This window comes from Kitasatospora sp. NPDC059795, from assembly GCF_042732175.1.
In the GTDB taxonomy this organism is placed as follows: Bacteria; Actinomycetota; Actinomycetes; order Streptomycetales; family Streptomycetaceae; genus Kitasatospora.
Map to the genome: position 1 here is coordinate 1 of NZ_JBHWID010000048.1, position 1,887 is coordinate 1,887.

The following is a 1,887-nucleotide window of genomic DNA, read 5'->3' on the forward strand; positions in this document are numbered from 1 at the left end:
GCGCCAACGGGCCCCGGCACCGTCGTGGCTGCCGACGTACAGCTGTTCACCGAAACCGGCGAGTGCCCTGGTGAGGTCTTGGTCTTCGCGCAAGGTGGCTACCTCTCATGGCTGGAGGTCTGTTCTTGGAGCGATGACGTCGAGGTGAACCTCTCCGCGGCACGGCGCTGGCTACAGCCGTCGTCCTGAACCCGAGCCGGTAACAGCCGACGTCTCGGACCCTGACGCCGCCACCACGAGTCGACCGACATCACGAGTTCAAGTTCAGTACTGCCGTCAAACGTCGCGGGGCCCTCATCGGCATCACTGTCGATGAGGGCCCCGTCACACTGCTACTAGATTTTTGGCAACCCAGTCTGAGATTACGGATAAATGGTCGGAATATTCCACCCGGCACACTCCGCTACAACTCGCGCGATCTGCCTGCGCTTCGGATAGTTCGAGCGAATCCTAGAGAGGCGTTCCGCATATACTGCCGCGACATCGACTCCCTCGCCGGACAGTAGGCGGATATCCCCATCGCGCCAGATGTCCTCAACTCCCCGCAGAGTCGTCTTAATTCCCTGAAACTCTTCCCTCGAATATCCGCCGCTGGCATGCAACAGGTCATCGCAGGAATCCCAAAAATTTCCCACGCTTGACCTGATCCTCCACTCGCGATCGCTTACAGGGATCTCGTACGACGCCATCAGAATCGCAACACCAGCAGCTGTCGATTGAAAATAGGTCGGGGTGGACGAGTCCTCTAGGGCGCCGATCTCGCTTCGCCAGCTCCTCAGCGAAGCGATCTTCTCTGCGCCTCCAGGAACCCCTGGGGCGCTGCAGCCAGCAACTACGTCATCGATCTCTGCCAGGCGCGGGGCCCCGGCAGCTTCAAGGATGGGCCGCATCCTGGCGAGGGACAGCCCTCCTGTCAGACTCCACAAGTCCATCAGCCACCCCCCCCTAGAACCACTCGCCATGGCGTATTTCCAGTACTCGACACCCCAGTGCCCTTGCCTATCGGGCTCGGCGTGAGGCCCACGCCTGGGCCTGTTGCTTGCGCGAAGCACGTAGGGCACATCCTAGTCGACGAAGCCATCCCTACGATCTCCCAGTCACTCCCCAGGCGATTCATGATCGTTGCTTCGGCATGCCCTTGTCCCGAGATATAACGCTCACCACGAAGCGGTGCATTGCCGCCCTTCCATTCGCTAGGGAGTCCGGTACGTTCCGTAGCCACCCAGGTTTCAACCTTGTCCGGATTGCTCATGCTCCGGACCCGGGCAACTGCGACAGTCGATGCCTCATCGGCTCGCGTACCGTAAAGCTCGCGCGCCCTATCGAGGAGCTCGCCACCACAATTGTGAACCAGGACCGGGGTCGCGCCTGCCAGCACATAGTACGTGTGGAGGTCCGCGACCGTGAGGTTGTAGGCGGTCCGGGGTTCGGTCTGGTAGTTACGTACGGACTCGACCGTGGCGGTTGTGTCGCTGTCGGAAAGGACTTGGTCGCCGGGCTCAAGGCTGCTGGCGTCGGCCCAACGGTTGGTGGTGATGTCCCAGTAGGGGTGGTGCTGGGTTGATGTGATGGCCGCCTTGCCGACCGGGGTTGTGATGGCGAGGTCGGTAAACTCGGTGTCGTCGGGAGTGACGATTGTGGCCGCTACCGGTTCAGGCTGTGTGTCGCCCGTTTGAGGGTCAGTGGCGATGACGGTGTCATTGGTGGTCAGTTGGTCGATGGGCTTGTTGGATCCATCGGCCAAAAGAACCCTGGTACCGGAGGGGAAGCTGTTTTTGCAGCGGCCACGGCTGCCGCTGAGCCAGCCTCCGACCTTTTCGAGTACCTCGTTCCCGGCCTTCTTGAGGTACGGGGCTGCAAGCGCGCCGCCGCCTTCGGTCACGATCG

General features: G+C 61.5%; 1 protein-coding gene. It reads right to left on the reverse strand.

Annotated elements, in window-relative coordinates; all coding sequences use genetic code 11:
- Positions 1-931: 931 nt before the first annotated feature.
- On the reverse strand, positions 932-1,887 hold a 956-nt coding region (locus ACFV4P_RS35875; protein ID WP_380477681.1), incomplete at its 5' end, for a polymorphic toxin-type HINT domain-containing protein.